This is a genomic window from Amycolatopsis sp. NPDC102522 (genome assembly GCF_055584485.1).
Map to the genome: position 1 here is coordinate 69,982 of NZ_JBVJLY010000021.1, position 25,907 is coordinate 95,888.

Annotated in this window: 28 protein-coding genes; 17 read left to right on the forward strand and 11 right to left on the reverse strand. The window is 69.2% G+C overall.

The genetic code is table 11. From position 1 onward, the window contains the following. Positions 1-124: 124 nt before the first annotated feature. The 5 genes from ACZ6YV_RS34400 to ACZ6YV_RS34420 all read left to right on the forward strand — a co-directional run bounded on the left by ACZ6YV_RS34400 (position 125) and on the right by ACZ6YV_RS34420 (position 4,962). A complete protein-coding gene (locus ACZ6YV_RS34400) occupies positions 125-679 on the forward strand; it encodes a hypothetical protein (RefSeq protein WP_465513576.1) in 555 nt (184 codons plus the stop codon). Next, positions 676-1,776: a peptidoglycan-binding protein gene (locus ACZ6YV_RS34405; protein ID WP_465513577.1), complete on the forward strand. Its 1,101-nt coding sequence runs from the start codon at positions 676-678 to the stop codon at positions 1,774-1,776. Before ACZ6YV_RS34400 ends, ACZ6YV_RS34405 begins: the two co-directional genes overlap by 4 nt. Next, positions 1,773-2,459, forward strand: coding sequence for an ABC transporter ATP-binding protein (locus ACZ6YV_RS34410; RefSeq protein WP_465513578.1), 687 nt, complete (start codon positions 1,773-1,775; stop codon positions 2,457-2,459). Before ACZ6YV_RS34405 ends, ACZ6YV_RS34410 begins: the two co-directional genes overlap by 4 nt. Beyond that, on the forward strand, positions 2,456-3,670 hold the full coding sequence (locus ACZ6YV_RS34415) for an ABC transporter permease (protein WP_465513579.1): 1,215 nt from the start codon (positions 2,456-2,458) through the stop codon (positions 3,668-3,670). Before ACZ6YV_RS34410 ends, ACZ6YV_RS34415 begins: the two co-directional genes overlap by 4 nt. Before the next feature lie 92 nt (positions 3,671-3,762). Continuing rightward, positions 3,763-4,962 carry a glycosyltransferase 87 family protein gene (locus tag ACZ6YV_RS34420; protein WP_465513580.1) on the forward strand — a complete coding sequence of 400 codons (1,200 nt, stop codon included), beginning with the start codon at positions 3,763-3,765 and terminating at the stop codon, positions 4,960-4,962. A 1-nt stretch (position 4,963) separates the two neighbouring features. Here the strand turns inward: ACZ6YV_RS34420 and serC are convergent, their stop codons facing one another. After that, positions 4,964-6,100, reverse strand: coding sequence for a phosphoserine transaminase (gene serC, locus ACZ6YV_RS34425; protein ID WP_465513581.1), 1,137 nt, complete (start codon positions 6,098-6,100; stop codon positions 4,964-4,966). Positions 6,101-6,215: 115 nt separating this feature from the next. Here serC and ACZ6YV_RS34430 point away from each other — a divergent pair, with 115 nt between their 5' ends. Together ACZ6YV_RS34430 and ACZ6YV_RS34435 are read left to right on the forward strand one after the other, a co-directional pair. Then, entirely contained in the window at positions 6,216-6,533 is a 318-nt protein-coding gene (locus ACZ6YV_RS34430; RefSeq protein WP_465513582.1) for a hypothetical protein, read from the forward strand. Continuing rightward, positions 6,533-7,042 carry a hypothetical protein gene (locus ACZ6YV_RS34435; RefSeq protein WP_465513583.1) on the forward strand — a complete coding sequence of 170 codons (510 nt, stop codon included), beginning with the start codon at positions 6,533-6,535 and terminating at the stop codon, positions 7,040-7,042. Before ACZ6YV_RS34430 ends, ACZ6YV_RS34435 begins: the two co-directional genes overlap by 1 nt. On the opposite strand, the gene ACZ6YV_RS34440 is transcribed toward ACZ6YV_RS34435, so the two are convergent. The 8 genes from ACZ6YV_RS34440 to ACZ6YV_RS34475 form a co-directional block, all read right to left on the reverse strand. Then, positions 7,039-8,385: a serine hydrolase domain-containing protein gene (locus ACZ6YV_RS34440; protein ID WP_465513584.1), complete on the reverse strand. Its 1,347-nt coding sequence runs from the start codon at positions 8,383-8,385 to the stop codon at positions 7,039-7,041. The two genes, ACZ6YV_RS34435 and ACZ6YV_RS34440, sit on opposite strands and share 4 nt — an antisense overlap. Before the next feature lie 14 nt (positions 8,386-8,399). After that, on the reverse strand, positions 8,400-9,020 hold the full coding sequence (locus ACZ6YV_RS34445) for a response regulator (protein ID WP_191259714.1): 621 nt from the start codon (positions 9,018-9,020) through the stop codon (positions 8,400-8,402). After that, the gene (locus ACZ6YV_RS34450; protein WP_465513585.1) at positions 9,020-10,180 is read right to left on the reverse strand and encodes a sensor histidine kinase; all 1,161 of its coding nucleotides are present in this window, start codon (positions 10,178-10,180) and stop codon (positions 9,020-9,022) included. The genes ACZ6YV_RS34445 and ACZ6YV_RS34450 overlap by 1 nt, the downstream gene beginning before the upstream one ends. Continuing rightward, positions 10,177-11,001, reverse strand: a complete 825-nt coding sequence (locus ACZ6YV_RS34455; protein WP_465513586.1) for an ABC transporter permease — start codon at positions 10,999-11,001, stop codon at positions 10,177-10,179. Before ACZ6YV_RS34455 ends, ACZ6YV_RS34450 begins: the two co-directional genes overlap by 4 nt. Then, positions 10,998-11,837, reverse strand: a complete 840-nt coding sequence (locus ACZ6YV_RS34460; RefSeq protein ID WP_465513587.1) for an ABC transporter ATP-binding protein — start codon at positions 11,835-11,837, stop codon at positions 10,998-11,000. The genes ACZ6YV_RS34455 and ACZ6YV_RS34460 overlap by 4 nt, the downstream gene beginning before the upstream one ends. Before the next feature lie 234 nt (positions 11,838-12,071). After that, positions 12,072-12,566 carry a nucleotidyl transferase AbiEii/AbiGii toxin family protein gene (locus tag ACZ6YV_RS34465; protein ID WP_465513588.1) on the reverse strand — a complete coding sequence of 165 codons (495 nt, stop codon included), beginning with the start codon at positions 12,564-12,566 and terminating at the stop codon, positions 12,072-12,074. Next, the gene (locus tag ACZ6YV_RS34470; protein ID WP_465513589.1) at positions 12,563-13,123 is read right to left on the reverse strand and encodes a type IV toxin-antitoxin system AbiEi family antitoxin domain-containing protein; all 561 of its coding nucleotides are present in this window, start codon (positions 13,121-13,123) and stop codon (positions 12,563-12,565) included. The genes ACZ6YV_RS34465 and ACZ6YV_RS34470 overlap by 4 nt, the downstream gene beginning before the upstream one ends. 122 nt (positions 13,124-13,245) lie before the next feature. Beyond that, positions 13,246-13,833 (reverse strand): TetR/AcrR family transcriptional regulator, encoded by a 588-nt coding sequence (locus tag ACZ6YV_RS34475; protein ID WP_465513590.1) that lies wholly within the window; start codon positions 13,831-13,833, stop codon positions 13,246-13,248. A gap of 329 nt (positions 13,834-14,162) precedes the next feature. On the opposite strand from ACZ6YV_RS34475, the gene ACZ6YV_RS34480 reads away from it, so the two are divergent. The 3 genes from ACZ6YV_RS34480 to ACZ6YV_RS34490 are packed head-to-tail and all read left to right on the forward strand — an operon-like array spanning position 14,163 to position 17,992. Beyond that, positions 14,163-15,650 (forward strand): MFS transporter, encoded by a 1,488-nt coding sequence (locus tag ACZ6YV_RS34480; RefSeq protein ID WP_465513591.1) that lies wholly within the window; start codon positions 14,163-14,165, stop codon positions 15,648-15,650. Positions 15,651-15,686: 36 nt separating this feature from the next. Continuing rightward, positions 15,687-17,378, forward strand: a complete 1,692-nt coding sequence (locus tag ACZ6YV_RS34485) for an SDR family oxidoreductase (protein ID WP_465513655.1) — start codon at positions 15,687-15,689, stop codon at positions 17,376-17,378. Positions 17,379-17,401: 23 nt separating this feature from the next. Beyond that, positions 17,402-17,992, forward strand: a complete 591-nt coding sequence (locus tag ACZ6YV_RS34490) for a TetR/AcrR family transcriptional regulator (RefSeq protein ID WP_465513592.1) — start codon at positions 17,402-17,404, stop codon at positions 17,990-17,992. Positions 17,993-18,047: 55 nt separating this feature from the next. Here the strand turns inward: ACZ6YV_RS34490 and ACZ6YV_RS34495 are convergent, their stop codons facing one another. Next, positions 18,048-19,199 carry a citrate synthase 2 gene (locus ACZ6YV_RS34495; RefSeq protein WP_465513593.1) on the reverse strand — a complete coding sequence of 384 codons (1,152 nt, stop codon included), beginning with the start codon at positions 19,197-19,199 and terminating at the stop codon, positions 18,048-18,050. A 291-nt stretch (positions 19,200-19,490) separates the two neighbouring features. Here ACZ6YV_RS34495 and ACZ6YV_RS34500 point away from each other — a divergent pair, with 291 nt between their 5' ends. Genes ACZ6YV_RS34500 through ACZ6YV_RS34525 form a run of 6 tightly spaced genes read left to right on the forward strand, consistent with a single transcriptional unit; the run spans position 19,491 to position 23,907 of the window. Continuing rightward, positions 19,491-19,793, forward strand: a complete 303-nt coding sequence (locus ACZ6YV_RS34500) for an urease subunit gamma (protein WP_378241026.1) — start codon at positions 19,491-19,493, stop codon at positions 19,791-19,793. Positions 19,794-19,805: 12 nt separating this feature from the next. Then, positions 19,806-20,099 carry an urease subunit beta gene (locus tag ACZ6YV_RS34505; protein ID WP_364210366.1) on the forward strand — a complete coding sequence of 98 codons (294 nt, stop codon included), beginning with the start codon at positions 19,806-19,808 and terminating at the stop codon, positions 20,097-20,099. Continuing rightward, positions 20,099-21,820 (forward strand): urease subunit alpha, encoded by a 1,722-nt coding sequence (locus ACZ6YV_RS34510; RefSeq protein ID WP_465513594.1) that lies wholly within the window; start codon positions 20,099-20,101, stop codon positions 21,818-21,820. Before ACZ6YV_RS34505 ends, ACZ6YV_RS34510 begins: the two co-directional genes overlap by 1 nt. After that, positions 21,820-22,494: an urease accessory protein UreF gene (locus ACZ6YV_RS34515; protein WP_465513595.1), complete on the forward strand. Its 675-nt coding sequence runs from the start codon at positions 21,820-21,822 to the stop codon at positions 22,492-22,494. The genes ACZ6YV_RS34510 and ACZ6YV_RS34515 overlap by 1 nt, the downstream gene beginning before the upstream one ends. Then, complete coding sequence (gene ureG / locus ACZ6YV_RS34520; protein WP_465513596.1) at positions 22,484-23,206, forward strand: urease accessory protein UreG; 723 nt, start codon at positions 22,484-22,486, stop codon at positions 23,204-23,206. Before ACZ6YV_RS34515 ends, ureG begins: the two co-directional genes overlap by 11 nt. Next, positions 23,203-23,907: an urease accessory protein UreD gene (locus ACZ6YV_RS34525; RefSeq protein WP_465513597.1), complete on the forward strand. Its 705-nt coding sequence runs from the start codon at positions 23,203-23,205 to the stop codon at positions 23,905-23,907. Before ureG ends, ACZ6YV_RS34525 begins: the two co-directional genes overlap by 4 nt. 54 nt (positions 23,908-23,961) lie before the next feature. Here the strand turns inward: ACZ6YV_RS34525 and ACZ6YV_RS34530 are convergent, their stop codons facing one another. Continuing rightward, the gene (locus tag ACZ6YV_RS34530; RefSeq protein ID WP_465513598.1) at positions 23,962-25,053 is read right to left on the reverse strand and encodes a lipase family protein; all 1,092 of its coding nucleotides are present in this window, start codon (positions 25,051-25,053) and stop codon (positions 23,962-23,964) included. A gap of 91 nt (positions 25,054-25,144) precedes the next feature. Between ACZ6YV_RS34530 and ACZ6YV_RS34535 the strand changes: the two genes are divergently transcribed. After that, complete coding sequence (locus tag ACZ6YV_RS34535; protein ID WP_465513599.1) at positions 25,145-25,765, forward strand: TetR/AcrR family transcriptional regulator; 621 nt, start codon at positions 25,145-25,147, stop codon at positions 25,763-25,765. The last annotated feature ends 142 nt before the right edge of the window (positions 25,766-25,907 follow it).

Below are 25,907 nucleotides of genomic sequence, written 5' to 3' on the forward strand. Positions count from 1 at the left end.
TAGATACATCCGATCTCTGTTCCGCTGGTTGGGACTGTAAGCGCCGTATAAGCGACTTCGCTTACCGCGCCGGAATCGCCGTCTCCGTAGAAATCGGGTCGTCAAGACGACCGAAGGAGCAGCGATGCGGAAACGACCGATGGCGGTACTGATCGCCGGAGCGGTCTTCGCGCTGGTGGCCGGTTGCGGCGGCGGGGACGGCGGCGACAAGGTCGCCTCGATCTCGTCGCCGCCGAGCGCGGGCGCCGCCGACGGGCAGCAGGCCGACAACGTGTCCGATGAGGACAAGAGGCGCAACTTCGCGAAGTGCATGCGCGAGCACGGGGTCAACATGCCCGACCCCAAGAGGGACGCCAACGGCCAGGACACGGTCACCTTCGAGGCGGTCGAGGGCGGCGGGATCGACGAGAAAAAGATGAAGGCGGCGGACGAGGCGTGCCGCAAGCTGCTGCCGAACGGCGGCGAGATCAAGCCGCCCACGCCGGAAGAGCTCGACAAGATGCGCAAGGAAGCCAAGTGCATGCGCGACCACGGCATCGACTTCCCGGACCCCGAGCCCGCGGGCAAGGGCGGCGCGGCCATCGCGCTGGGCGACGCGAGCGGTGACCCGAAGAAGTTCGAAGAAGCGGCGAAGGCCTGCGGTCTCGGCATGAGCATGAGGGCGGCCCCGGCGAAATGAGCGAACACGAAGGACCCGGCGGCGCCCGGCGTTCGCGCCGGGCGCGCTGGTTCATCATCGCGGCGGTCCTCGTCGTCCTGGTCGGGACGATGTCGGTGGTCGTGCTGACCAGGGTCACGTCGGAGGCGCAGCAGGTCGGGCAGGCACCGCCGCCGGTCGAGACCGCGAAGGTCGAGAAGACCGACCTGCAGGAGGAAGAAGAGGCGAACGGAACGCTCGGCTACGGCGCGGAAAGCGCCCTCGCCGGCCGGAAGCAGGGCACCATCACGTCCCTGCCGGACCCGGGCGCCGTGCTCACGCGCGGCAAGGCGGTCTACGGCGTCGACGCCAAACCGGTCCCGTTGTTCTACGGCGCGCTGCCGTTCTTCCGTGACCTCGCGGACGGGGCCACGGACGGACCGGACGTCAAGCAGCTGGAAGAGAACCTGAAGGCGCTCGGTTTCGGCGGGTTCGGCACGCCCGACAAGAAGTTCACCTCGGCCACCGCCGCCGCGATCAAGAAGTGGCAGAAGTCGCTGGGGGTCGAGCAGACCGGTGCCTTCGGCCAAGGCGACGTCGTCCTCGCGCCGGGCGAGATCCGGGTTTCGCAGCTCGCCGCGCAGCTCGGCGGTCCCGGCGGCGGCGACCTGCTGAAGTACACCGGCACCGAGCGTCTCGTCGAAGTCAAGCTCGACGCCGCCAAGCAGTCCATCGCCAAACAGGGGGACAAGGTCGGGGTCGACATCACCGGTGGCAAGTCCACCAACGGCGTGATCACCGAGGTCGGCAAGGTCGCGGAGACCGGCAAGGACGCCGCCGGGCAGGACGACGGCAAGCCGAAGATCAAGGTGAAGATCAAGCTGGACGATCCGGCCGCGGCGGGGTCGCTCGATTCGACGCCGGTCTCGGTGCGGTTCACCAAGGAAGTCCACAGTGGAGTGTTGGCGGTGCCGGTCGGGGCGCTGCTCGCGCTCGCCGAGGGCGGCTACGCCGTCGAGGTCGACGAAGGCGGCAAACGGCGTCTCATCGCTGTGAAGACCGGCCTGTTCAGCAACGGTCGCGTCGAAGTCACCGGAACCGGCCTCGCCGCCGGGATTCGGGTGGTGACGACGTCATGACCCCGGTGCTGGCCGTGCGCAACGCCTCGCGCACCTATCCCGGCGGCGTGCGCGCCCTGCACGAGGTGACACTGTCCATTGAGGACAGAGAAATGGTCGCCATCCTCGGGCCGTCCGGTTCCGGCAAGTCCACGCTCCTGCAGCTGATGGGCACGCTGGACCGGCCGACCAACGGTGTCATCGAACTGCGCGGGCACGACGTCGCGAAGCTGCCGGACCGCAAGCTTTCCGCGTTGCGGTCACGGTGGATCGGCTTCGTGTTCCAGCAGTTCTTCCTCAGTGAGGGGGTGAGCGCGGTCGACAACGTCGCGACGGGGCTGCTGTACGCGGGGGTGCCGCGGCGGAAACGGCACGAGCAGGCGCTGGCCGCGCTCGACAGGGTCGGCCTCGCGCACCGGGCGAGTCATTTCCCGAACGAGCTCTCCGGCGGTGAACGGCAGCGGGTGGCGATCGCGAGGGCGGTCGTCAACTCGCCGTCGATCCTGCTGGCCGACGAGCCGACGGGGAACCTCGACACGGGCAACGGCGCGGCGATCCTCAACCTGCTCGCCACGTTGAGTTCGCAGGGGACGACGGTCGTGATCATCACGCACGACCGGGAGATCGCGGCGGGCATCCCGCGGCGGATCGAGCTGCGGGACGGCCGGATCCGGCTCGATACCGGGACGGGGGTGCTGGTGTGAGCGCGCCCGTGCTCGACAAGACGCCGGATCCGGCCCGGCTCGGCCCGCGTGACGTGCTGAACCTCGGCGCGCACGGGATGCGGACGCGGCCGATGCGCGCGGTGCTGTCCGCGCTCGGCATCGGGATCGGGATCGCCGCGATGGTGGCGGTGCTCGCGATCCCGGCGTCGGGCGCGAAGGCGCTGCAAGACCAGCTGGCCGCGCTCGGCACCAACCTGCTTTCGGCGGGGCCGGGCAAGACGATGTTCGGCGGCGACGCGACCTTGCCCGACAGCGCGGTGCCGATGGCGAAGCGGATCGCCCCGGTGACGGCGGCGTCCGCGACCGGCGCCACCGGGGCGTCCGTCCGCCGGACGGACAAGATCGGCAAGGACGAGACGTCCGGCCTGTCGGTCTTCGCGGCGACGCCGGAGCTGCTCGACGTCATCGGTGGCGCCGTTCGCGACGGCCAGTTCCTGCGGGGCGCGACCCGTGACTACCCGGTCGTCGTGCTGGGTTCGGTCGCGGCCGCACGGCTCGGGATCGACCACATCGACCAGGCGAAACCGCCGCAGGTGTTCATCGGCGGCAAGTGGTTCACCGTGGGCGGGATCCTCGGGCCGACGCCGCTGGCGCCCGAGATCGAGCGCTCGGCGCTGGTCGGCTGGGACGCGGCTGTACGGCTGCTCGGCTTCAAGGGGCATCCGACCAACGTGTACGTGCGGGCGAAGGACGCGCAGGTCGAGAACGTCCGCTCGGTGCTCGCGCAGACGATGAACCCGCAGGCACCGAACGAGGTCGAGGTGCGGCGTCCGTCGGAGGCGCTGGAGGCGCAGAAGCTGACGGAGAACACCTACAGCGCGCTGTTCCTCGGGCTCGGCGGTGTGGCGTTGCTGGTCGGCGGCGTCGGGGTGGCCAACACGATGGTGATCTCGGTGCTGGAGCGGCGCCGGGAGATCGGCCTCCGCCGCGCGCTCGGGGCGACGAAACGGCAGGTGAGAGGCCAGTTCTTGGCCGAGTCGGTGCTGTTGTCCGGGCTCGGCGGGATCGCCGGGGTGCTGGTCGGCGTCCTCGTGACGTCCGGGTACGCGCTGAGCCAGGGCTGGCCGGCGGTGCTTCCCGTCGGCGCCCTGCTCGGCGGGGTCGGGGTCTCGGCGCTGGTCGGTGCCGTCGCCGGTGCCTATCCGGCGATGCGCGCGGCCCGGCTCCCGCCGACCCAGGCCCTCGCCTAGCTCGCGTTTCGTCCTCTGGATGCGGTGGTTCGTGCTGCCGACTACCGCATCCAGAGGACTGCTCGCGGAGTAGCGGTGGGTAGCCTCGCCGGGTGCTGGTGGGATTGTCGGGGCGGAAACTCGCGGGGGCGCTGATCGCGCTCGAAGTCGTCGTGGTCGGCGTGCTGTTCACGATGAAGGTGTTCGACGGCCAGGACCTCGAGGTCTACGTCGGCGGCTCCCGGCTGCTCCTCGACTCGGGCGACCTGTACGGCACGTGGGTGCAGACGCACGGCGGCTGGCTGCCGTTCACCTACACGCCGTTCGCGGCGGCGGTGTTCCTGCCCGGCACGCTGCTGTCCACGGCGCTGGCGACGAGGCTGGTCGGGCTCGCGTCGATCATCGCGGGCGGCGTCGTCGTGTACCTCTTCGTCGCGACGCTGAACGGCTCGCTCACCGACCGTTCCGCTGTCCGAGGCCGCGCCGTCGCCGTACTGGCGGCGATCGGGGCGCAGGCCGCCGGCGGGCTCATGGAACCGGTCCGGTCGACGCTCGGCTTCGGCCAGATCAACACCCTGCTGATGCTGATGGTCGTACTCGACGCCCTCCTGCCGGGACGCGCCCGCACGAAGGGCCTGCTGATCGGCGTCGCCGCGGCGATCAAGCTGACCCCGGCGTTCTTCATCCTGTTCTTCTTGTTCCGCAAGGACTTCCGCTCCTCGGCCCGGGTCGTGGCCGGGTTCCTCGGTGCGGGCCTGCTGATGTTCGCGTTCGCGCCAGGCGCGTCGGCGAAGTTCTGGACGAACGTCCTCTTCGACACCAGCCGCATCGGTGACCGCGGCTACGTCGGCAACCAGTCGCTGCGCGGGATGCTGGCGCGGTTCGGCCTCGGCTCGGCGGAGGAGATCGTCTGGATGCTGGCCGCGGTCGCGGTGGTCGCGCTGACCGCGTTCGTGATCGTGCGCGTCGCGGAGCCGGTGTTCGCGCTGACCGCGTGCGCGATCGGTGGCCTGCTGGTCTCGCCGGTGACCTGGACGCACCACTGGATCTGGTGCGTGCCTCTGCTGGTGTTGCTGGTCTGGCTGCGAACGGTCGTTTCGTACGCGCTCGCGGTGGTGACGGCGGCGTTGTTCGTCGTCGCGCCGATGTGGCTCGCGCCGCGGCCCGCCGGGAGCTTCGGCTGGTGGCTGGCGACGGAATCCTTTGTGCTGTACGGCCTTCTGCTGCTGGTGCTGGCCGCGATCTTTCCTAAATACGTGAAGGACCCCTTCATTGCGTCTAGCGCAATGAAGGGGTCCTTCACGGAAAGCTAGCTCAGCCCAGGCGCTCGACGACGTACTCGATGCTCTGGGTCAGCTTCGTGATGTCGTCCGGGTCGATCGCCGGGAACAGGCCGACGCGCAGCTGGTTGCGGCCGAGCTTCCGGTACGGCTCGGTGTCGACGATCCCGTTGGCGCGCAGCACCTTCGCCACCGCGGCGGCGTCCACCTCGTCGGCGAAGTCGACGGTGCCGACGACCTGCGAGCGCAGCGACGGGTCACTGACGAACGGCGTCGTATACGAGGTCTTCTCGGCCCATTCGTACAGCCGGGTCGACGAGTCGCGCGTGCGCCCGGTGGTCCACTCCAGACCGCCGTTCGAGTTCATCCACTCGATCTGGTCGGCCAGCAGGAACAGCGTCGACACCGCCGGGGTGTTGTACGTCTGGTCCTTGCGGGAGTTGTCGAGCGCGGTGGTCAGCGACAGGAACTCGGGGATCCAGCGGTCGCTCGCGCCGATCTCGCCGATGCGCTCGACCGCGGCGGGCGAGGCCAGCGCGATCCAGAGGCCACCGTCGGAGGCGAAGGACTTCTGGGGCGCGAAGTAGTAGACGTCGAAGTCCTCGGCCTTGACCGGCAGACCGCCCGCGCCGGAGGTGGCGTCGATGGCGATCAACGCGTCATCGCCGGCTGTGAGGTTTTCGGGGCGGCGGACCGGAACCGCGACACCGGTCGAGGTCTCGTTGTGCGCCCAGCCGACCAGGTCGGCACCGGCTTCGTAGGCGATCTCGGGCGCGCTGCCCGGGTCGGCCTTGACGACGATCGGGTCGGCGAGGAACGGGGCGCCCTTGGTCACCGTGGCGAACTTCGAGGAGAACTCGCCGTAGGTGAAGTGCTGCGAGCGTTCCCGCACGAGCCCGAACGCGGCGGCGTCCCAGAATGCGGTCGTCCCGCCATTGCCGAGGACCACTTCGTAGCCTTCGGGCAGGGAGAACAATTCGGACAGACCGGCACGCACGCGGCCGACGAGGGACTTCACCGGCTTCTGCCGGTGCGAGGTGCCGAGGTAGGTGGCACCGGATTTCGCCAGGTTGGCGAGCTGTTCGTCACGGACCTTGGACGGTCCGCAGCCGAAGCGGCCATCGGCAGGCTTCAGGTCCGCGGGGAGGGTCAACTCAGGTGCGTCGGTCATGCGCCCAGTCTCTCAGGTCGAGACGGGCCTGCTGACAGTCGGTGCCGCGTGTCCGATATGTGGGATCGGCGATCTCCCTCCCGTCGATGCCGACCGCCGGGTAGCTTCTCGCCTCATGGCGACAGTGCACGAACGATTCCCCCTGCCCCCCGAGGCGTTGTGGCAAGCCCTCCCGAACGGGGTCACCGCGGCCAAGGGGAAGAACCCCTTCTACGACGCGGCCGCGGGCTATGTCACCTTCTCGACCAGCATGGGCTTCTTCAGCTACGGACAGACGGTCACCGTGAAGGTCGAGCGGACACCGGACGGCGCAGGGCTGGCGATCCAGACGAGCCTCAAGTTCGGCTTCGTCGACTGGGGCGAGGGCAAGCGCATCGCGAAGAAGTTCATCGAGGGCGTCGGCGCGGCCGTCGGGCACACCCCGGCTGCTTGATGCCCGATCCGTGGGGCCCGCGCTGGGGCTTCCTGTTCCTGTACTTCCTCGTGTTCGTCGTGCACTGGATCTTCGGCGACTGGGGCGACACGGCCACCATCGGCGCGATCGTCGGTTTCGTGGCGACACTCGTGCTCGTCTTCGTCCCCGGCCTGCCGCGCTGGGTGCACGGCGACCTCCCCGGCGAGATCTCCTCGCCGGGGATCCGCCAGTGGTGGACCGCGCTGCGGTTCACGATCCGGCGTCGTCGAGGCGTTCTCGACGTCGTGTTCGGACCGTGGACGCTGGCCACCGCCACGTTGGACCCGGACGCGGACACCGCGCGCGGCTGGGCCGTCCTCGGCGGCGACCCGGCGAAGTTCGCCATCGAGCACTGCCCTGGCGAACTCGCCGAGTCGCTGTGCGGACCGCGCCGGATGTGGGTCGTCGGCGACGCCCACTACGGCGATGTCCTGGTGTGCGCCGACGGCGGCCGCGAGTTCACGACCGCAGCCTTCCGCTTCCGCTAGCGCCAGCCCTCGGGGTCGACACCGCCGGGGATGGGCGCGGCCGGGTCGAACGGCGTCCGCGAGAAGATGAACGTCGCGAGGTCGAGGTGGTTCGGCTTCCCGGCCGCGTCCCGTCCGACCCGGAGCGTTTCGCCCGCGTAGTAGGCGTCGAGACCGACCCAGGTGTCTTCGCCGACAGGAGCGAACCTCGACGCGCGGCCGGGGCCGTCGGACGGCGCGAGCGAGAACAGGCCGTCCGGGAGCAGCCGCAGGTGGTACGGCGTCGGGCCCCAGTGCCACAACCCGGTCAGCTCCAGCAGCTTCGGGTCCACAGTGGACGGAAGCCACTCGGTGGGCATCGACGGCTCGTGCTGTTCGGTCAGGTTCATCAGGTCGAGGCAGAGCTGCGTGATGCCGACGCCCGCCGTCGAGTTCGTCAGCACGAGCGCGCCGATGCCGGCGTTCGCGTCGACCAGGGAGCAGGCGAGGAAGCCCGGCATCGACCCGGTGTGCCCGGCCAGCCGCCTGCCTTCCGTGCGGACCAGCATGACGCCGAGACCGAATCCGGTGGTCCAGGCGTCGCCGTCGTCCACGGTGACCATTTCGCGCATCTCCGCGACGGTCTGCTCGCTCAGCACGCCGCCGGTGTGGCCGCCGAGGAACGCCGTCCAGCGGGCGAGGTCGGTGATCGTCGACCACAGCTGCCCGGCGGGCGCCATCGCGCCCGCGTCCGGCGACGGCTCCGGCATGAGGAGGTCGGCGAACGGGTGCACGGCGAACCCGCTCGCGTGCGCGCCCTCCGGATGCGGCGAGGTCCGGGTCATGCCGAGCGGGCCGAGGATCTCGGCGCGGACGACGTCGAGCCACGACTGACCGCGGTGCCGGGCGACCAGTTCGCCGAGCACGCCGTAGCCGACGTTGCTGTAGTGGAACTTGGCGCCCGGCCGCAGCCGCGTCGCGCCGTCCTTGAGGCTTTCGACGAGCGCGTCCCAGTCGGCGCCCACCGTGCGCTCCCACCAGGATCCGGGCGATTCCGCGGTCAGGCCCGACGTGTGCGAGAGCAGCTGCGCGATGGTGGCCGAGCCGAAGGAGGTGCCCGGCAGGTGCTTTTCGAGCGGGTCGTTGAGGTCGAGCTTGCCCTCGTCGCGCAAGCGCATGACGGCCGTCGCGACGAGTGTCTTGGTGATCGATCCGAGCCGGTACTGGGTGTCTGCGCCCGGTGTCTCGCCGTCGACGCGTCCGCGTCCTCCGGACCAGACGAGTTCTCCGTCGCGGACGACGGCGGCGACGATGGACGGGGCGCGGCACGAGGATTGCTCGTGCGCGAGGCGGCGAAGCAGCGCCAATTCGGTCGTGGCAAGCATGACCAGCATTCTGCCTACCCGAGCAGGCCCAGTCGCATAGCGGTGGTCACAGCGGCCGTGCGGTCCGAAACGTCCAGTTTGCCGAACGTCCGGAGCAGGTGGGTCTTGACCGTCGCTTCGCTGATGTGGAGCGTCCGCCCGATGTCGGCGTTCGTGCTTCCCCGCGCCACCAGCCGGAGTACCTCGATCTCGCGCGCCGACAACGGCGACGCCGTCGGATTGCGCACCCGGTTCACCAGTTTTCCGGCGACCGAAGGCGCCAAGACCGTCTCGCCGCGTGACGCCGCCCTGATCGCGCCGGCCAGCTCCGTGCGCGAAGCGTCCTTCAGCAGGTAGCCGCTGGCTCCCGCCTCGACAGCGCGCAGGATGTCCGCGTCCGTCTCGTAGGTGGTGAGGACGACGACCCGCTGGCCCGGACGGTCCGCGAGGATCTTCCGGGTCGCGCCGACGCCGTCGAGACCGGGCATCCGCAGATCCATCAGGATCACGTCCGGCTGCTTGACCCGGCTCAGCGCCACGGCTTCGTCGCCGGACCCCGCTTCCCCGATGACGCTCAGATCCGGCTCGGCCTCCAGCATGCCGCGCAGGCCTTCCCGCACCACGGGGTGATCGTCGACCAGCATGATCGTGATCATCACGCGGGCACCTCCAGTTCCAGCGTCGTCCCCGTGCCGGGTTCGCTCTTCAGTGTCACGATGCCACCGACCTGATCCGCCCGCGTTCGCATCCCCGCCAAGCCGAAGCCCCCGGTGGGCGCGGCGGGGTCGAATCCGGCGCCGTCGTCGGTCACGCCGAGCCGGACGCGTCCGTCCACAACGGACAGCCGGAGCGAGACCCTGGTGGCGCGGGAGTGTTTGCGGATGTTGCTCAGCGCCTCCTGTGCCCCGCGCAGCAGGACGACCTCGGCGGCCATCGGCAGCGCGGGCAGCGGGCCGTCGATCTCGATCGACGTCTCGATCCCGGCCTCCTCGGTCAGCCGTTCGACCTGCCGCCGCAAGGCGTCCTCCAGTGAGCCGGAGGCGAGTGCCGACGGCCCCTGCGCCGCGACCATCGCCCGCGCCTCTGTCAGGTTCTCCCGTGCCGTCCGCGCTGCCAGTTCCAGGTGCCGCCGGGCGGCCTTCGGGTCGGCGTCCATTTCGGACTCGATGGCCTGGGTGAGCGTGACGATGCTGGTGAAGCCCTGCGCGAGCGTGTCGTGGATCTCGCGGGCCATCCGCTCGCGTTCGGCGGCCGTGCCCGCCTCACGGGAGAGCCGGGCGACCTCCGCCTGACTGGCCTCGAGCTGTTCGATCAGCGCGGCCCGGCCCTTGCTCTGTTCGATGATCTGCGTGGTGTAGCGGCCGGCCAGGAGACTGAAGATGATCAGGATCGCCGTCATCGGCACCAGGATGCGCAGCGTGGGCTGATCGAGTCCGCCCCGGACGATCGACGACAACGGGCCCAGCAGGATCGCGATCGTGGTGAGGATCGACGCCATCTTCGTGCTCAGCGTCATGTAGAGCACCGGGCAGGCGAAGAACAGGATGAAACTCGAGGTGGTGGTGGCGAACGTGGCGGCCGTCAGCAGGATCATCAGGATCCCGGTGAACAACCAGGGGGTGTCCTCGTAGTCCGGGCCTTTGATGAGGCCGCGCCCCCGGACCAGGTAAGCGACGCCGACACCGGCCAGGCACAGGATCGCGACCGTCTTGTCGGCGGCGGTGTCGTCCCCGGTGAGGATCAGCGCCGTCGTCGCGACGAAGGTGATCCCGAAGAGGACCTCCCCGAGCCAGAAGAACCGCTCCCAGGCGTTCACTTGCCTTCGTTCGACCAGCGGAACGTCAGCTTCGCCAGCAGCAGACCCGCCACGCACCACGCCCCCAGCACCAGTGCCACCATCGGAAGTTCCCATGTCCCCGCCATCTCCTGTGTCGCGGCTTCGGCCGGCAGGAACACCGAGCGGAAGCCCTGGCAGATCCACTTCACCGGGAAGAACGAAGCGATGGTGACCATAACCTTCGGCAGGTTGCTGATCGGCGTGACGAACACCCCGGAGATGAACTGCAGCGCGATGTAGATCAGGTTGGTCACCGCGACCGCGCCGCTGACCGTCTTCGTCATCGAACTGAGCGTGATGCCCAGGAGCGTGCAACTGGTGATGCCGAGCAGGAAGACCCACAGCGCTGTCAGCAGCTTCGCCGGGTCGGTCGGCAGCTCCAGGTCGAACAGCAGGCTGCCGACGATCGACATCAGCGCCACCTGGGCGATGCTGGTGAAACCGACCAGGATGATCTTGCCGATGAAGTAGGACGCGGCGGGCATCGGCGTGCCGCGCAGGCGTTTGAGCGCCCCGGCCTCACGGTCCGACGCGAGGCCGATGCCGATGCTGGTGAACGACGTCGACACGATGCCGGACCCGATCATGCCCGCCGCGAGCACCTGGCCGGTGGTGATCGCCATGCCGGGCATCGAGGAGTTCAGCATCGAGCCGAGCAGGACCATGAGCAGGGACGGGAAGGCGAAGGTGAAGATCACCTGTTCCCTGATGCGGAAGAACTGCTTGAGTTCGGCGGAGCCCCGGATGAGGCCGAGCGACAGGGTGCCGGGGAGGCTGCCCGGGTGGGTCAGCGTCGTCATCGGGCTTCTCCGATCAGGTCGAGGTAAGTCTCTTCGAGAGTGGGCCGGTGGACGGTCAGCTCTGACGGCTCGTGGCCGTCGGCGGAGAGCGCGCGGATGAGCTTCGCCGGGAAGTGGGTGCGTTCCTGGTGGCTGCCGCGGGCGTCGGCCCAGCGGACGGTGGCCTCCGCCGTCGCCCGGCCGCCCAGCGTCTGCGGGGTCCCCTCGGCGACGATCGCGCCACGCGTGATGACCGCGACGCGATCGGCCAGCGCCTCGGCCTCGTCGAGGTAGTGCGTGGTGAGCAGGATCGTGGTGCCTTCCTGCGCGAGACTCCTGATCAGGTCCCAGAACTGGCGCCGGGCCGCCGGGTCGAACCCGGTCGTGGGCTCGTCGAGGAAGACCAGCTCGGGCCGCCCGATGATCCCGAGCGCGACGTCCACTCGGCGCCGTTGCCCGCCGGAAAGGCTTTTGACGCGGGCACGGGCCTTCTCGGCCAGGCCGACCTTCTCGATCACTTGTTCGGGGTCACGGGGATTCGGGTAGTAACGGGCGTAGTGCCGGACTGTCTCGGCGACTGTGAGCTCGGCGGCGTCGTTGGCCGTCTGCAGCACGATCCCCAGCCGCGCCCGCCAGGCCCGGCCGGCGGTCCCGGGGTCCTCGCCGAGGACGTCGACCTCGCCCGACGTCCGCTTGCGGTGGCCCTCCAGGATCTCGACCGTCGTCGTCTTGCCCGCGCCGTTGGGGCCGAGCAGCGCGAACACCTCGCCCTGCTCGATGTCGAGGTCGATGCCCTCGACGGCCGTGTGGCCCGGGTACTCCTTACGCAGGCCGCGCACTTTCACCGCTGTGTTCATACGTCGATCGTGCTGGGTGGGAGGGGGTGCGCGGGACGTCCGCAGGACTGAACCCGGCTGTCAACCGATCGATGGACACCGGTGTCACCCCCAGGTGCGTTCGCCGGGGCTCCACCGCCCTTTCGGAGGCGTCGCCTGCAGAAGCGGAGTGACGAAGGCATCCGCGAGGGCGTGCACGCCCTCGAGCGTCCGGAATTCGGAAGGCAGGGCGCGGACGTCTTGGGCGACCTTGCGTTAGCCGCCCTTCCATGACCGGGGATCGGTGGCCTCGAACCTGGCGGGCGGATGCACCACCATCCCGCGTTTCCGGCGGCGAGCGATCTCGTCGTACAGGGTCCCGTGCGTCTCTTTTCCCGGTAAAGGTGACTTCAACGCGAACAGGGCGAGGTCGACGAGATCCTTGTAGCGAGTGGACGGATGACCGCCGACCTGGTGGCGCTCGTACATCGCACAGATCTTTTCCGCGACATGGTCTTCGATCGGGAACATCCCCGCTTCCGGCCAAGGGGCGCAATCACTCGCGAACGGGGGTTTCAGCGGCTCGGTGGTGATGAGCCCGCGCGGCGGATGCCCGGACGTGACGACGTCCACGTGGACCCGGTGGTCGAGAGGCGCGTTCTCGAACATCGTCGAGGCGCAGCGCGCGGAAGGCCAACGGACCAGCAAGGCTTGGCCGCCTTTCAGAACCCAGTCCGAGGCGTCGTCGCCGTGGAAGACCCGGGCGATCAACCGTCGATGAAAATGCGGCTGCAGCAGTTCGCCGGTCGAGACGCCGGTCCTTTCGGCACCGTTCTTCGCTCTGCTCTTCTGGGAGTCGAGATAACCGCGCGGCGTTCTCGGGCGTTGAGAGGGCATCCCGCCATGGTCGTGTGCCGGGACGTCCTCATTGGAGAAGGTGCTGCGGACGCCATAACGCAAGGCATAGGGGCCATCAGGTCGAGGACAGTGCGCAGCACGGTGGTGACGGGAAGTCCGTCGATCGTCGTCACGTCGTCTTCGAGCAGTCCGGCGATCCTGAAGCGTACGTCGGGATCCCGGCTGGTGCGACGGCGTGGAGTGGTCAAGACGATCCGATCGTTGACGAGTTCGCCGAGCCCGTGCAGCCGGGCGGCCGACTCGTGGGAGAGCACCCCTCCGGCCGGATCGAGAGGGGGTCGCTTCCCCGCGGGCTCGGCGGCGTTCAGCACCAGCCAGGCCGCTTGCTCCTCCCGTGCCTCGGTCACGACGGCGATCGTCGCCGCGTAGACGCCGTGGCGAACACGGTCGAGGTGGCCGGCTTCCTCCAAGCGATACAGCGTGACGCCGTCAACTCCGGCCCCTTGGCTTGCCGGGACGTGACCATGCCCCACTGGGCGCTGGTGAACACACTGAGCAGCGTTAGTTACATCTAAATGTAACTAACGCTGCTTCAGGTGAGGTTGAGCAAAGTGCGGATGGCGGTTTCGAGGGAGGGCAGGAGGGCGGCCGGGTCTGTCGAAGTGAGCATCCGGTTCGCGAAGCCGTCGCTCAGGGCGAGGACGGCGTCGGCCAGGTCGGAGGCCGCGAGGTCGTCGCGGACGTGGCCCGCCGACTGCGCTTTCGAGATGTACTGCGTCGTGATCTCCGCCAGCTCGTCGTAGCCGGTGCGGATGAACTCGGCCCACGACGGCCGGACGGCGGCGCGGGCGGTGAAGGCGTTGATGACGATCACCTCCGCGCGACGCTGTTCGTCGAGCGGCATCGCCTCGACGAGCAGTCGCAGCAGCAGGTCCAGGAGGTTCCCGGACTGATCGAGGGTGTTCCAGCGCTGCTCCAGGAACTCGCTCGTCATGTCGAGGGCGAAGCGGAACAGGTCCTCCTTGGTGGAGAAGTACTTCTGCACCGCGCCACCGGAGACGCCCGCCTCCGCGGCGACCGAACGCACGCTCACGGCCTCGACGCCTTCGCGCGCGACGATGCGCAAGAGGGCGCCGGCGATCTCCCGGCGGCGTTCGGCGCGGTCCACGATCTTCGGCACGGCCGCATCCTCCTCTCCGCTGGTCGGGTCGGCTTGATGGGCGGGGCTGAAGGGGACTTTCGCCGCATGAACCCCACACGCACCAGCAGTCACACCAGTCGCGCGTGAAGGGCGCCTTCCCAAGTACGTGAAGGACCCCTTCACAGCGCTAGACGCAATGAAGGAGTCCTTCACGTACCTAGGCCTCGTGAGTGGTAAGTGCCGTTAGAACGACACAAAACACTCACGACCCTCACTCAGCGCCACCTGTCGCCAGCCGGCTCCTTGTCCACCTGGCGTCTTTAGAATACATTCGTATCCGAAAAGGGGGTACTGGGGTGGACGAAGTCGTGCAAAGCCGACGTGCGGAGGAGAACCGGCTCGCCGCCGCGCTGACCAAGGGACCGGCGGAGGTCCTCGATTTCCTCCTGCCGCTGTGGGTGGGGAGCCAGCTCGGCGCGTCGGCCGCCGAGGTCGGGGCGCTGACCGCGCTGGAGACGTTGGTGTCGTTCGTGGTCCGGCCGATCGCGGGCTCGCTCGCGGACCGGTTCGACCGGGGCCGGATCGCGGCCGCCGGTGCGGTCCTCTATGGACTGTCCTTTGTGGTCTACGCGGTGACGCCGGGAATCGGGCTCGCGTATCTGGCCGCGGTTCTCGGCGGCGCGGGCGGCGCGCTCTTCTGGGTCGCGTTGCGGGCCCGGGTGGGGGAGGGGCTCGCGAGCGACGACGGCGCGTTCAGCAAGCTGTTCGCGGCCGAGGGTGGCGGCACGTGGATCGCGTTCGTGGTCGCGCTGACCGCGATCGCCTGGATCGACTACCGGGGCGTGTTCTGGCTCGGCGCGGCGGCCTGCGCGGTGGCCGCGGTGGTCTTGCTGAGCGCGAGGTCCGTGCCGGTACGCGAGGAGGGCGCGCCACGGCTTCTTCAGCTGGGCAAACGGATGCGCCCGATGCTCGCGCTCGTCGCGTTGACCGCGATGGCCGAGGCCGGGGTCGCCTTGTTGCTCCTGATGCATCTCCAGCGCGGGTATCAGCTGCAACTGGGTGAGATCGCCGCCGTCTTCATCCCCGGGTTCATCGTGTACAGCCTGCTGCCGGACTACCTCCATGGCTTCGTCCGCAGGGTCGGCCGGACGCGAGTGCTTTCGCTGGCGATGGTGGCGAGCGCGGCCTTCGCCGCCGGCCTGTCCTTCGCGCCGAGTCCGGTGGTGCTCGCGGTCATGTGGGTCCTGTCCGCGGCGGCGTTCGCGGCGGCCATCCCGGTGGAGCAGGCGGTGGTCGCGGAGGCGGCCGGGCTGAGCCTCGGCCGGGCGATGGGGATCTACGAGAGTGCGGCGTTACTCGGAGCGACGATCGGGGCGTTCCTGGCGGGGCAGCTCTACGGTTCGGACGCCGGTTGGCGCGTCGCCTGCTTCGGCGCGGCGGCGCTCTTGATCTTCGGATCGTTCGTGGTTCGTGGCGCCGTACGGCGTGTCGGAGTTGCGGAGTTTCCCGTGGAACAAGCGAAAACGCCGTCACAGAAGGAAAACCGGGCTTCCTGCATGATCGAGGAGAGTCCACAAGAGGCCGAATCGGTGACGACGGAGGCGAACAAGCGCGCGAACCCGCTCCGGAACTGGGCGATCCATGTCGCGGTGTACGTCCTCGCGCAGGGGGCTCTGGCGATGGCCGGGTACAGCTGGCCCGTCGAAGCTCTGTTCGGCGGACCGCACGACGCCGACTGGTACTGGAACTCGAGTGGTCACTGGCTGGTGAACCTCGGCCGGATCTGGACCTTCGTCCTCGTGATCGACACCGGATGGACGGTCGGCCGCGCACTGCTGAAAAAGCGGCCTTATTGACAGGTTGTCTAACATGACACTATGTCTCATACGTGGGTGACGGCCAGCGACGGTGTCCGCCTCTCGGTCCGGGTGACCGGTGTCGACGACGCGCCCACGGTGGTGCTCGTCCACGGCTACCCGGACAACGGCTCCATGTGGGACGGCGTCGCCGCCCTGCTGGAAAGCCGCTACCGGGTCGTCGTCTACGACGTCCGTGGCGCGGGCCGCTCGGACAAGCCTTCGGGACGTGCGTCCTACAAGCTGGACCAGCTGTCCGATGACCTCGCCGCGGTCGTCGACGAGGTCCAGCCCGAGGGCAAGGTCCACCTCCTCGCGCACGACTGGGGCTCCATCCAGACCTGGCATTCGGTCACCGGGGACAGGCTGCGCGGACGGCTCGCGTCGTTCACGTCGATCTCCGGGCCGAGCCTCGACCACGCGGGAGCCTGGTTCCGCGCGCAGGTGCGCCCGAGCCCGAAACGGCTCAAGAACGCGCTCGTCCAGTGGGCGCACTCGACCTACATCCTCGGCTTCCAGCTTCCCCTGATCCCGCAGCTGCTGTGGCGCACCGGGGCGATGGGCGCGCTGATCGGCCGGATGGACCCGGCCGCTGCGGCGCCGTCCACTTCGGACGGTCTGTTCGGGCTCAACCTGTACCGCGCCAACGTGTTCACCCGCCTGTCCCGGCCGAAGCCGCGCAGCGCCGAGATCCCGGTGCAGGTGCTCGCGCCCACCGGCGACAAGTTCGTCACGACACCGCTGCAGACCGAGGTCGAGCGCTGGGCGCCGGATCTCCGCGTCCGCCGGATCGTCGGCACGCACTGGGTGGTCCGCGAGAAGCCCCAGGTGATCGCCCGCGCCACCGCCGAGCTGATCGACCACGTCGAAGGCGGTGACGAGAGCCGTGCGCTGAAGCAAGCCCGCGAGGGCGGTTTCGCGCACAAGCTCGTCTTGATCACCGGTGCCGGCAGCGGGATCGGCCGCGCGACGGCGCTCGCGTTCGCGGACAGGGGCGCCGACCTCGTCATCACCGACATCAACGGCTCGGCCGCCGCGGACACCGCGAAACTCCTGCGGGACAAGGGTGTCACCGTCGGCGAGTACACAGTGGACTCCTCCGACGCCGAAGCTGTCGAGAAGTTCGCCCAGCAGGTCAAGGAAGAGTTCGGCGTCCCGGACATCGTCATCAACAACGCGGGGATCGGCCTGTCCGGCCCGTTCCTCGACACGACGGTCAAGGACTGGGAACGGCTCATCGACGTGAACCTGTGGGGCGTCATCCACGGCTGCCGCGTCTTCGCCGAGCAGATGCGCGAGCGGGCCGAAGGCGGCCAGATCGTCAACGTCGCCTCGGCCGCCGCCTACCTGCCGTCGAAGATCCTGTCCGCCTACGCCACCACGAAATCCGCCGTGCTGACCCTGAGTGTGTGCCTGCGCGCGGAACTCGCCGCCGAGAACATCGGCGTGACCGCGATCTGCCCCGGCATCGTGAACACCAACATCACCAGCACCACCCGGTTCGTCGGCGTCGACGACGTCGAGCAGAAGCGGCGCCAGAAGTCGAGCAGCAAGCTGTACGCGAAACGCGGCTTCGGCCCGGAGGGGGTCGCCCGCGACATCCTGCGCGCGGTCGAGAAGGACAAGGCGATCCAGCCGTCCACACCGGAGGCCAAGGCCGCGCTCGTCCTCTCCCGGCTCACCCCCGGACTGCTGCGGGCCGCGGCGAAACTGGACCTCACCCCGTGACCTCCGCCAGACGGCCTCGCCGGATGTCGCCCCAGGCGCGCCGCGAGGACCTGATCCGCGCCGCGCTGGACCTGTTCGGCTCGCGCGCGCCCGAACTCGTCACGGTCGACGACATCATCGCCCGCGCCGAGGTCTCGCGGCCGCTGTTCTACCGGTACTTCTCGAGCCTGCGGGAACTGCAGGTCGAGGCGTTGAAGACGGTCACCGAAGGGCTCATCGACGGCCTGGCCGGACTCGAGGAAGGCCCGCCCGAAACGCGGCTGCGGGCCGCCGTCCGCGGGCTGATCGACGTCGCCGACCACTATCGCGCGGGGTACGTCGCGCTGTTGCGCAGCGGTTCGGTGATCGCGACCTCGGAGACGGACGCGGCGATCGACGAGGTCCGCAACCGTGCCGTCGAGCTCATCCTCGGCGCGCTGGTCGTGCCGGAACCCTCGCCGATGCTGCTGCTGACCTTGCGCTGCTGGACCGCCGTGGTCGAGGGCGCCCTGCTGAGCTGGCTGCAGGAACGCTCGGTGCCGCGCGAGGTGCTCGACAGCTGGCTGGTCGACCAGCTGACGGCCATGCTCTCGGCGACCGCGCGGCACGATTCTTCGGTCCCGCAGATGTCATGAAAGGGTCGTTCAAGACAAAAATGTCCTGAACGACCCTTTCATGACACGCGTTCGACTAGGCCTGCTTGGCGACCAGGTCCCAGCCTTCGACGTCTTCCGGCTTACGCGGCTCCGGCCCGACGTACTTGGCCGAGGGACGCACGAGACGCCCGGTCTTCTTCTGCTCCAGGATGTGCGCGGCCCAGCCGGCGGTGCGCGCCGAGCTGAACATCGCGGGCATCATGTGCGGCGGCACCTGGGCGAAGTCCAGGATCACGGCCGCCCAGAACTCGACGTTGGTCTCGATCGGGTGGTCCGGACGCCGCTCGCGCAGCTCCTTCAGCGCCACCTGCTCCAGCTCGGCGGCCGCCTCGTAGCGGGCCGCGCCGAGCTCCTGGCAGGTGCGGCGCAGCACGCGCGCCCGCGGGTCCTCCGCGCGGTACACGCGGTGCCCGAAGCCCATCATCCGTTCCTTGCGGTCCAGGATGCCCTTGACCAGGCTCACCGCGTCGCCGGTCTTCTCGACCTCTTCGATCATCGGCAGCACACGCGCCGGCGCGCCGCCGTGCAGCGGGCCGGACATGGCGCCGATCGCACCGGACATCGCCGCGGCGACGTCGGCGCCGGTCGAGGCGATGACACGGGCGGTGAAGGTCGAAGCGTTGAGACCGTGCTCGGCGGCCGAGACCCAGTAGGCGTCGATGGCCTTGACGTGGGCCGGGTCGGGCTCGCCGCGCCAGCGGACCATGAACCGCTCGGTGATCGACCGCGCCTCGTCGACCCGGGTCTGGGGGACGGCGGGCTGCCCGATGCCGCGCGCGGACTGCGCGACGTAGGAAAGCGCCATCACCGAGGCGCGGGCCAGCTGGTCGCGGGCCTCTTCGTCGCTGATGTCGAGCAGCGGCCGGTAACCCCAGATGGGGGCCAGCATGGCCAGCGCGGCCTGGACGTCGACCCGGACATCGCCGGTGTGCACCGGCAGCGGGAACGGTTCGGCGGGCGGTAGCCCGTGGCCGAACCGGCTGTCGACGAGAAGACCCCAGACGTCACCGAAGGTCACCTTGCCGGCGAGGTCCTCGATGTCGACACCGCGATAGCGCAGCGCGCCACCGTCACGGTCGGGCTCGGCGATTTCGGTCCGGAAGGCGACGACGCCTTCCAGTCCCGGTCGAAAACCGTCGTCGACCTGGTCGGACGGCTGATTGGTGCTGATCGTGGAGGCACTCACTGTGGTGAAACCTTTCGATGCGCATTCCCCGGCTTTGTGTTCATGCGTGGACGGGACATACGCGGCGAAGGCGCGCCTCATCGCACGGATGGACAAACTTTGCTCCACGTCGGGGCCAGGGGCAATCGAAAGATGTGGTGCTTTCGGTCACGATTACGAGAACGATTCAGTAAAAACGGCCTTCGGACGCGAAGAGTTACGGCGACGTTCACTTTGCGTGTACCGGTCGCCGAGGTAAATCCTGTGTTTCGGGAACCGGCGCCGCACGGTTTCCGGTGATAGACCTTTCTCATGCACTTGAGCCCCCAGGAGCGGGACAAACTGCTCATCCACGTCGCGGCGGACGTAGCTCGCAAACGCCTGGACCGCGGGGTCCTGCTGAACTACCCCGAGTCGGTCGCGCTGATCACCGACCACGTCCTCGAAGGCGCGCGCGACGGCCGCACGGTGAGCGAACTCGTCGCGAGCGGGCGCACGGTCCTCTCGCGGGCGCAGGTGCTGGACGGCATCCCGGAGATGGTCGATTCCGTGCAGGTCGAAGCCACTTTCCCGGACGGCACGAAGCTTGTCACCGTGCACGACCCGATCGTCTAGAAAGGGCCGCGAGTGCGACCAGGAGAGATCATCACCGGCGACGGACCGGTCGAACTGAACCCCGGCAGGCCGCGCGTCCGGCTGCTCGTGCGGAACCTCGGCGACCGTCCTGTCCAGGTCGGCTCGCACTACCATTTCGCGGCCGTCAATCCCGGGCTCGAATTCGACCGCGAGGCCGCGCGAGGGCATCGGCTCGACGTGCCCGCGGGAACTTCGGTGCGTTTCGAACCGGGAGTCGAACGCGAAGTCGACCTCGTCCCGCTGGCCGGGAACCGCGCTGTCCCCGGATTGCGCAAGGAGTCCTGATGCCGTCGATCGATCGCGAACGCTACGCCGAACTGTTCGGCCCGACGACCGGCGACAAAATCCGTCTCGCGGACACCGATCTGCTCATCGAGGTCACCGAGGACCGCAGCATGGGGCCGTCCGGCAGCGGTGACGAGGTGCTGTTCGGCGGCGGCAAGGTGATCCGCGAATCCATGGGCCAGGGGATGGCGACCCGGGCCGAAGGCGCGCCGGACCTGATCATCACCGGAGCGGTGATCCTGGACCATTGGGGGATCGTCAAGGCCGACGTCGGCGTCCGCGACGGCCGGATCGTCGGCATCGGCAAGGCGGGCAACCCGGACACGATGGACGGGGTCGATCCGGCGCTGGTCGTCGGCCCGTCGACGGAAGTACTGTCCGGCAACGGAAAGATCCTGACCGCGGGCGGGATCGACTGTCACGTCCACTTCATCTGCCCGCAGCTGACCGACACCGCCCTGGCGTCCGGGCTCACCACCCTCGTGGGTGGTGGCACCGGCCCGGTCGAGGGCAGCAAGGCCACCACCGTCACGCCCGGCGCGTGGAATCTCGGCCGGATGCTGCAGGCGATGGACGGCCAGCCGGTCAACGTGCTGTTGCTGGGCAAGGGGAACACCGTCCGCCACGAGGCGCTGCGCGAGCAGCTCGCGGCCGGCGCGGGCGGGTTCAAACTGCACGAGGACTGGGGCAGCACCCCGGCCGCTATCGACGCCTGCCTCACCGTGGCCGACGAATCCGGTGTCCAGGTGGCGATCCACACCGACACGCTGAACGAGGCGGGCTTCCTGGAGTCCACTGTGGACGCTATCCGAGGCCGCTCGATCAACGCGTACCACACCGAAGGCGCGGGCGGCGGGCACGCGCCGGACATCATCCAGGTCGCCGGGCTGCCCAACATCCTGCCGTCGTCGACCAACCCGACGCGGCCGCACACCGCGAACACCCTCGACGAGCATCTCGACATGCTCGTCGTCTGCCACCATCTGAATCCGTCCGTGCCCGAAGACCTGGCCTTCGCCGAAAGCCGGATCCGGCCGACGACCATCGCCGCCGAGGACGTCCTGCACGACCTTGGCGCGATCTCCATGATGAGCTCGGATTCGCAGGCGATGGGCCGGATCGGCGAGGTCATCATCCGGACCTGGCAGACCGCGCACGTGATGAAGCGGCGGCGCGGCGCGTTGCCCGGCGACGGCGCGGCCGACAATCTGCGGGCTCGTCGCTATGTCGCCAAATACACCATCAACCCCGCGATCGCGCACGGGATGGAGCGTGAGATCGGCTCGGTGGAGATCGGGAAACTCGCGGATCTCGTGCTGTGGGAACCGAAGTTCTTCGGGGTCCGGCCGCATGTCGTGCTCAAGGGCGGATTCCCGGCCTGGGCGGCGATGGGCGACGCGAACGCGTCCATCCCGACGCCGCAACCGGTGCTGGCGCGGCCGATGTTCGGCGCCACCCCGGCGGTCGCCGCCGCGAGCAGCTTCCATTTCGTGGCACCGGAAGCCCTGGAGAACGGGGTGGCGGAACGGTTCGGCATCGCGCGGAAGCTCGTGCCGATCTCGAACACCCGCTCCCGCGGCAAGGCCGACATGGTGCTCAACGACGCCACGCCGGACATCCGCGTGGAGCCGGACAGTTTCGCCGTACACGTCGACGGCGAGCTGATCGAACCGCAGCCGGTGACGGAACTGCCCATGGCGCAAAGGTACTTCTTGTTCTGATGGATCTCGCAGCGCTCATCCTCGCCGACTCCCGGTTTCCCGGGGGTGGGCACGTCCATTCCGGCGGGCTCGAAGAGGCCGTCACCCGCAAGCTGATCGCGCACGAACGCGACCTGCCGGGGTTCCTCTCCGGACGCCTGCGCACGGCGGGTTCGCTGGCCGCCGTGTTCGCCGCGGCGTCGGCACACGCGGCCGCGCGGGGAGTCCGAAGTGGACACTGGCGGCGGCTCGACCTCGAACTCGACGCCAGGACACCGTCGCTCGCGCAGCGGGAGGCGTCCCGCGCGCAAGGGCGCGGGACGGCAAGGGCGGGCAAGGCGGCGTGGCCGTCGCCTGTGCTTTCCCAACTGCTGAAGGAAACTCCGCGGCCGCACCATCCGGTGATCGTCGGTGCGCTGATCGGGGTGCCCTTCGACGCGGCGATGGCTGTCGCGTACTTGGCGATCAGCGGTCCGGCTAGCGCGGCGGTGCGGCTGCTCGGGCTCGACCCGTTCGCCGTCAACGCCGTCGTGGCACGGCTTTCGCACGAGGTCCGGGAGGTTTCCCTGCGCGCGGCCGAGGTCGCGGGGGACGACCCGGCGGAACTCCCGGCGCCGGGTTCTCCGGCGCTCGATCTGTTCGCCGAGGCACACGCCCGGCACCACAAGGAAGAGGTGCGTCTCTTTGCCAGTTGAGCACGGCAGTGACAGCAAAGGACATGGCCACGGGCACGTCCACCCGGTCAACTTCGACCCGACGGCCGCCGAACCCGATCACTACGACCCGGCGCCGACCGCGGGCCGCGCGTACCGGATCGGCATCGGCGGCCCGGTGGGCAGCGGGAAGACCGCGCTCACCGCGGCGCTGTGCCGGGCGCTCGGCGACGAGGTGAACCTCGCCGTCGTCACCAACGACATCTACACCACCGAGGACGCGGACTTCCTGCGCAAGGCCGGGGTGCTCGACCCGGAGCGGATCGAGGCCGTGCAGACAGGCGCGTGCCCGCACACCGCGATCCGCGACGACATCACCGCGAACCTCGACGCCGTCGAGCGGCTGGAGGAGCGTTTCCCGGGGCTGGACCTGGTGATCATCGAAAGCGGCGGCGACAACCTCACCGCGGTGTTCAGCCGGGGGCTCGCCGACAGCCAGGTCTTCGTGGTCGACGTCGCCGGTGGCGACAAGGTGCCGCGCAAGGGCGGGCCGGGGGTGACGACGGCGGATCTGCTGGTGATCAACAAGATCGACATCGCGCACCTGGTCGGCGCGGACATGGACGTGATGACCTCGGACGCGCACCGGATGCGGGGCGAGCTGCCGGTGATCACGCAGTCCCTTGTGGACACTCCGAACGCGCCCGCGGTCGCGGACTGGGTCCGCTCGCTGCTTCCGGTCAACGCGGGGTGAAGGCGCACGCGCGGCTGACCGCCCGCTTCGAGGGCGGCCGGACCGTACTGCGTGAGCTGCGCTCGATGGCGCCGCTCACACTCCTTCCCAAACGGGGCACCGGTGTGACGGCGGTCGTGCACCTGGTCAACTCGGCGACCTCGCCCCTCGGCGGCGACGAGCTGAAGCTGACCATCCGCGTCGGCGCCGGTGCTTCGCTGCGGCTTTCCGGGGTCGCGGCGACCATCGCGCTCCCCGGCCTGCACGGCGAGAGCAGCGTGTCCGAAGTGGACGTTGTCGTGGAGGAGGGTGGCTCGCTGGAGTACCTGCCGGAGCCGACCATCGTGACCGCTCGGGCTCGGCATTCCGCCCTGTTGCGAGCTTCCTTGGCGGAGGACGCTTACCTGCATGCGCGCGAGGTGCTCGTCCTCGGACGGGCGGGCGAGCGGCCTGGGTCTTTGGTGACCACGCAGCACGTGACGCGGGGCGAAGTCCCGGTGCTGCGGCAGACGCTGGAGATCGGCGACTCCACTTTGGACTCAAGTCTCGCTCATCTGGCGGGACGGCGGGTGCTGGCGACCGATCTGGTCGTCGGCGGCCCTTCGGTTCCTGAAGCTTCCGGCGAGTGGTGGTCCCGAACTCCGCTGGCCGCCGGCGGAACGCTCACGACTTCACTGGCGCCCGACGCCGTGACCGCGCTCAAGCCGCTCGAAAGTACATGAAGGCCCCCTTCCGGTACCTAGGCGCAAGGAAGGGGGCCTTCATGTACTTCAGGCTCAGAACTTGGTGCCCAGCCAGGTCATCGCGACCGGGCCGCCCGCCGAGACGCCGCCTATGTGCTCCAGCAGCGGGAACTCCTGCCAGGTGACGTCAGCGCCGAGGGCGCGGTAGCGGTCGCGCAGGCCCTTGCCGACCGACAGCGGGATCAGCTCGTCCAGTGACGCGTGGTACAGGTAGACCGGCGCGCCCGGTTTGGTCTTGCCCGCCAGGTTCTCGCCGAGGCGGGCCTGCCAGCGCGGGTCGGACGAAACGTTCGGCACGGTCGTGAAGTCGTTGAGCCGCGCGAAAGGCGCTGCCGCGCCGAGCTCGACGACGCACGCTTCCTTGACCTTCGCGACGGTCTTCTCACCCCTCGCGTTGAGCACGTCGTTGAACGGCAGTTCCGGGTACGCGGTCGCGTAGCCGACAGCGGCGCCGAGCACCAGGCCGAACGCCGGTCCGCCGTCGTTGAACTTCAGGACAGCGTTCAGATCCGCCGGGACTCCGCCTTCCGCGACACCGACCAGGTTGACGTCGGGCGCGTAGGAGGGCTGCAGTTCGCCGGCGAACGCCGCGGCCTGACCTCCTTGTGAGTAGCCGAAAACGCCGACCGGCCCGGTCTTCGACAGCCCGGCTTCGGGAACACGGGAGGCGGCGCGGGCGGCGTCGAGGACGGCCCGGCCTTCGGACTGGCCGACGGCGTAGGTGTGCGTGCCCGGAGTGCCGAGGCCTTCGTAGTCGGTGACGACGACCGCCCAGCCGCGCGAAAGCGCCTGGCTCATCAGGAGGACTTCGTTCTCGGACCCGTTCGTCAGCCGGGTCGACGGCGCGCAGCGGTCGCCGAGGCCGTGGGTGCCGACGGCGTAGCTGACCAGCGGTCGCGGTCCCTTCGTCCACGGCGTGGGCGGGACCAGCAGGATGCCCGACACCGTGTTCGGCTTTCCGGTGGCCGAGGTGGAGCGGTAGTTGAGTTTCCAGGCCTTCGCCGGGGCGGTGGCGACGACCGGCTTGTAGTCGACCAGGTCCCCGGGCGCGCTCGGCGCGGCTTGCGCTGCGGGTGCGCCGATCAGGGTGGCTGCGAGGGCTGAGACCAGAACTGTCCGAAGCACCGTTGCCTCCAGTTTGGTAATTGAGATTTTCGCAATGTAGGCGGTGTTGGTAGCATCTGGCAATCCCTAGTACCGGATCGGGGGAGGTCGAGTGGCCCGCACGTACGGCGGGGTCGCACCCGAGCAGCGGCGCGCCGAACGGCGTGAACGCCTGCTTCTGGCGGCCCTGGAGCTGTTCACCTCGACGGGCTACCGGCAGGCGAAGATCACCGAGTTGTGCACCCGCGCCGGCGTCTCGACACGGAACTTCTACGAAGAGTTCGAGAGCAAGGAGAAGGTGCTGCTGACCCTGCACGAGCGCATCAACGCCCTCGCGCTGGAGCACGTCACCGGCGTCCTCGAACGGCTGGAGGACGCCGACGCGGTCACCCGGATCGGGACGCTGCTGGACGTCTTCGTCGGCACGGTGACGTCGGATCCGCGGATGCCACGGCTGAATTACGTCGAGGCGGTCGGTGTCAGCGCCGCTTTGGAGACGCAGCACCAGGAATGGGTCGACCGGTGGGCCGCGTTCATCGAAGCCGAGGCCCGGCACGCCGCCGCGCACGGCGTGGCGCCGGAGCGCGACTACCACCTGACGGCGATCGCGCTCGTCGGCGCGGCGACCGGACTCCTGCGCGAGTGGCAGGCGCACACCCCGCCGTTGCCGGTGGCCGACGTCGCCGCCGAACTCCGCGCGCTGATGCTGGCCGCGATCACCCGGCCCGCCTGACCTCCGCCGGATGTCATGAAAGGGTCGTTCCTGACGAAAAACGTCAGGAACGACCCTTTCATGACACTTATTGAGGGGTAGGGCAAAAGGTATCGGGGTCGACGTGTCCGGCGAGGGCGTGTGGTGTCACACACCCTCCCTG